Origin of the sequence: Bradyrhizobium sp. UBA2491 (genome assembly GCF_002341725.1) — a bacterium.
In the GTDB taxonomy this organism is placed as follows: Bacteria; Pseudomonadota; Alphaproteobacteria; order Rhizobiales; family Xanthobacteraceae; genus Bradyrhizobium.
Window position 1 is genome coordinate 1 of sequence record NZ_DDOP01000060.1, and the last position, 3713, is coordinate 3713.

Consider the following 3713-nt stretch of genomic DNA (forward strand, 5'->3'; position numbering starts at 1 on the left):
GGAGGGTTGGGGAGAGGGGTGAGCCGCAGGCTCAGACAGCAGACGTAACCGCCCCATCAACACCACCCAAGCGGAGCCAAACCCGCTATCTTGCGACCAGCCGATTCTTCCCTCACCGGGTGCTGTCATGCTGCGGGTGTCCCGCGACCTTACGATCGACGAGAACGACATCGAGATTGTGTTTGTCCGCGCCTCCGGTCCGGGTGGACAGAACGTCAACAAGGTCTCGACCGCGGCACAGCTCCGCTTCGACACGACGAAGGTCGCGCTGCCGGCGGACGCGGCGCAACGGCTGGCGCGGCTGGCCGGTAGCCGCATGACCAAGGACGGCGTGATCGTGATTCAGGCGTTCCGGTTCCGCACCCAGGAACGCAACCGGGCCGATGCGATCGAGCGACTGCTCGAGATGTTGAAGGAAGCGATGGTGCGGCCGACGCCGCGACGGCCGACCAAGCCGACGCTCGGCTCCAAGCAGCGCCGGCTCGAGGGCAAGAAACGCCGCAGCGACATCAAGGCCGGTCGCGGCACACGGCGTTTCGACGATTGAGGAACGCCGGATACGGCGCGTAGACCGCCGGGCGGCCATGTCCACCGTACCGGTTCCGCTGGCCGGTTTTGTTCTGCGGTGAAACAGCCCGCTACTACCACCGGCAGTTTTCGGCCTCCTACAGTCACTGCAAACAAGCGGTGGTGTGGATGACAAGACTGCGCGCACGACTGTCGACCGGACTTGCGATCGGGCTTGCGATCGGGCTTGGATTTTGCAGCGCGATGCTTGCAGTGCAAATCGCGGCAGCGCAAATGCCCTTGCCGGCCGCCAAGCCGCCTGACGGCCCGACGCTGTTCAAGCAGCAATGCGCGACCTGCCACACCAACAATGCATCCGATCCCGTGCGACAGGGACCGTCGCTGTTCAAAGTGGTCGGTCGCCATGCCGGCAAGGCCGACGGTTTCAAATATTCCGCAGGCTTCGCCAAGGCCGATTTCGTCTGGGACGACGCTCACCTCGATGCCTGGCTGACCAATCCGCAAGAGCTGATCCCCGGCGCCGTGATGGCCTATCGGCAGGCCAAGCCGGAGACCCGCGCCATGATCATCGCCTATCTGAAGGAGCTGAACTGAATGGCGAAACCCGTGCATTCGATGATCCGCGTGTTCGACGAGGCCAAGGCGCTCGACTTCTATCACCGCGCCTTCGGGCTGGAGATCGCCGACAATCTGCGCTTTGCCGATTTCGCGCTGATCTATCTACACCATCCGTCGTCGCCGTTCGAGGTCGAGCTCACGGTGAATTTCGACCGCAAGGAGCCCTACGCGCTCGGCGACGGCTACGGCCATCTCGCCGTCGTCGTCGATGACGTCGATGCCGAGCACGCGCGCTTCGAGCAGGAGAAGCTGTCGCCGGGGCCGCTGCGCGACTTCAAGCATGACGGCAAGACGCTGGCGCGCTTCTTCTTCGTCGCAGATCCCGACGGCTACAAGATCGAGGTGATCCAGCGCGGCGGGCGCTTCGGCTAACTCAATCATAAAAATGATCTACGGAGGAAACCATGAGAGAAATCGATCGACGCAGCAAATATGACCGGCGCGTATTTCTCAAAGGCGCGGCGGTCACCGCACCGGCGGTCGCGATCGCGACATCGACCGGGCTCGGCATCACCGATGCGTGGGCCGACGAAGCCGGCACGCTGACGCCGGCGACCATGAAGACGCTGTTGAAGATGGCGCGCGACATCTATCCGCACGATTTCCTCGGCGACAGCTACTACATCACGGCGGTCAAGCCGTGGGACGACAAGGCCGCCAAGGACCCGGCGGTCAAGTCGCTGATCAATGACGGCGTCGCGCGGCTCGATCAGGAGGCCAACGACCGCCACAAGATGCCCTACGCGCAGGTCGCCTGGGAGAACGATCGCGTCGCGCTGCTGCAACGGATCGAGGAAAGCGCGTTCTTCCAGAAGATCCGCGGCGACCTCGTCGTCTCGCTCTACAACAACAAGGAGGTATGGCCGCGGTTCGGCTACGAGGGCTCCTCCGCCGAGCATGGCGGCTACATCAAGCGCGGCTTCGCCGATATCGACTGGCTGCCCAAGGCCTGAATCGGACAACGAACGCTCGGGAGGACACAATGGCAAAATTCGATCTGAATGACAGCGGCGTTGTCGTGATCGTCGGCTCCGGTGCCGGCGGCGGAACGCTCGGCAATGAACTGGCGCAGAAGGGCATCAAGGTGGTGATCCTGGAGGCCGGCCCGCGCATCGAGAACCAGGACTTCATCAACGATGAATGGGACAGTTTTTCCCAGCTCGCCTGGTCGGATGCGCGCACCACGTCGGGGACCTGGCGCGTCCACAAGGACTTCCCCAATCTGCCGGCCTGGATCGTCAAGGCGGTCGGCGGCTCGACCACGCATTGGGCCGGCGCGTCGCTGCGCTTCGACGAGCACGAGTTCAAGATCAAGTCGGCCTATGGCGGCATCCCCGGCGCCAATCTCTTGGACTGGCCGATCACGCTCGCCGAGATGGAGCCGTGGTACGCCAAGGCCGAGGACAAGATGGGCGTCACCCGCACCAACGGCATCCCCGGGCTGCCCGGCAACAATAATTTCAAGGTGCTGGAGGCCGGCGCCAAGAAGCTCGGCTACAAGGAGGTGCACACCGGGCGGATGGCGATCAACAGCGAGCCGCGCGACGGCCGCGGCTCCTGCCAGCAGATCGGCTTCTGCTTCCAGGGCTGCAAGTCGGGCGCCAAATGGTCGACGCTCTACACCGAGATCCCGAAGGGCGAAGCCACCGGCAATCTCGAGGTGCGCCCGGGCAGCATGGTGATCAAGATCGAGCATGACCAGTCCGGCAAGGTCACCGGCGTGGTCTATGCCGATGCGAGCGGCGCGATGCAGCGCCAGAAGGCGCGCGTGGTCGCGGTCGCCGGCAACTCGATCGAGAGCCCGCGGCTGTTGCTCAACAGCGCCTCCAGCATGTTCCCGGACGGGCTCGCCAATTCATCCGGCCAGGTCGGCCGCAACTACATGCGGCACATGACCGGCAGCGTGTATGCGAGCTTCGAGAAGTCGGTGCACATGTATCGCGGCACCACGATGGCCGGCATCATCCGCGACGAGGCTGCGAACAACCCGAAGCGCGGCTTCGTCGGCGGCTACGAGATGGAGACGCTGTCGCTCGGCCTGCCCTTCATGGCCGCGTTCCTCAACCCCGGCGCCTGGGGCCGCAGCTTCACCGGCGCGATGGAGGGCTATCCGCGGATGGCCGGGATGTGGCTGGTCGGCGAGGACATGCCGCAGGAGACCAACCGCATCACGCTGGATCCGAAGGTCAAGGACAAGTTCGGCATGCCGGTCGCCAGCGTGCATTTCGACGATCACCCGAACGATCTCGCGATGCGCGACCACGCTTACAAGCAGGGCTCCGCAGTGTACGAGGCGGTCGGCGCCACCGTGACCTATCCGACGCCGCCCTATCCCTCGACCCACAACATGGGCACCAACCGGATGAGCGAGAAGCCGCGCGACGGCGTGGTCAACAAGTTCGGCCAGACCCACGACGTCAAGAACCTGTTCGTGTCCGACGGCAGCCAGTTCACATCAGGCGCGGCGTGCAATCCGACGCTGACGATCGTGTCGCTGGCGATCCGCCAGGCCGATCACATCGCCGGCGCGATGCAGCGCAAGGAGATCTAGAGCCTTTCCCGTTCCG

Annotated in this window: 5 protein-coding genes; all 5 read left to right on the plus strand. The window is 64.3% G+C overall.

Annotated elements, in window-relative coordinates:
* The first annotated feature begins 127 nt into the window (after positions 1–127).
* Entirely contained in the window at positions 128–547 is a 420-nt protein-coding gene (gene arfB / locus B2W55_RS19850) for an alternative ribosome rescue aminoacyl-tRNA hydrolase ArfB (protein WP_024581116.1), read from the plus strand.
* A 254-nt stretch (positions 548–801) separates the two neighbouring features.
* Positions 802–1122, plus strand: a complete 321-nt coding sequence (locus B2W55_RS19855) for a c-type cytochrome (RefSeq protein WP_024581117.1) — start codon at positions 802–804, stop codon at positions 1120–1122.
* Positions 1123–1518: a VOC family protein gene (locus tag B2W55_RS19860; RefSeq protein WP_024581118.1), complete on the plus strand. Its 396-nt coding sequence runs from the start codon at positions 1123–1125 to the stop codon at positions 1516–1518.
* A 32-nt stretch (positions 1519–1550) separates the two neighbouring features.
* Positions 1551–2099: a hypothetical protein gene (locus B2W55_RS19865; RefSeq protein WP_024581119.1), complete on the plus strand. Its 549-nt coding sequence runs from the start codon at positions 1551–1553 to the stop codon at positions 2097–2099.
* A gap of 29 nt (positions 2100–2128) precedes the next feature.
* Positions 2129–3697, plus strand: coding sequence for a GMC family oxidoreductase (locus B2W55_RS19870; RefSeq protein WP_024581120.1), 1569 nt, complete (start codon positions 2129–2131; stop codon positions 3695–3697).
* Positions 3698–3713: the final 16 nt, after the last annotated feature.

Coding starts and splice junctions, on each gene's coding strand:
- arfB (WP_024581116.1), top strand. CDS start 128: ATGCTGCGGGTGTCCCGCGACCTTACGATCGACGAGAACGACATCGAG.
- B2W55_RS19855 (WP_024581117.1), top strand. CDS start 802: ATGCCCTTGCCGGCCGCCAAGCCGCCTGACGGCCCGACGCTGTTCAAG.
- B2W55_RS19860 (WP_024581118.1), top strand. CDS start 1,123: ATGGCGAAACCCGTGCATTCGATGATCCGCGTGTTCGACGAGGCCAAG.
- B2W55_RS19865 (WP_024581119.1), top strand. CDS start 1,551: ATGAGAGAAATCGATCGACGCAGCAAATATGACCGGCGCGTATTTCTC.
- B2W55_RS19870 (WP_024581120.1), top strand. CDS start 2,129: ATGGCAAAATTCGATCTGAATGACAGCGGCGTTGTCGTGATCGTCGGC.